The following is a 243-nucleotide window of genomic DNA, read 5'->3' as shown; positions in this document are numbered from 1 at the left end:
GATCTCCGCGCTGGCCAAGGTCCTGGAGCGCAGGATGAGCACGCACACCGCGGCGCGCGTCACCCCGCAGGCCGCGACGGCCCAGGCCGGCGCCGCCGCCTGAGGAGCGGGGGCACCGACGCCGAGGCAGCCTGCGAAGGCGCGGGTGGCCTCCAGCGTCCTCGTGATGACCGCGGGCGCGTCGGCGACGGCCTCGGGCTTGAGGGTGAGTTCCAGGACGGAGGTGATGCTCACGGGTGCTCC

The 243-nt window shown here is 75.3% G+C and carries 1 pseudogene; it reads right to left on the bottom strand.

Features of this window, described 5'->3' with window-relative positions:
• A pseudogene (locus tag GTQ99_RS24540) lies at window positions 1-234 on the bottom strand (hypothetical protein); the annotation flags it as partial.
• Between the last annotated feature and the right edge of the window lie 9 nt (window positions 235-243).

The sequence above is a fragment of the Kineococcus vitellinus genome (genome assembly GCF_009906315.1).
GTDB classification, from domain to species: domain Bacteria; phylum Actinomycetota; class Actinomycetes; order Actinomycetales; family Kineococcaceae; genus Kineococcus; species Kineococcus vitellinus.
The sequence above is the reverse complement of the archived record's forward strand: the minus strand, read 5'-3'. Positions and strand labels throughout refer to the sequence as shown.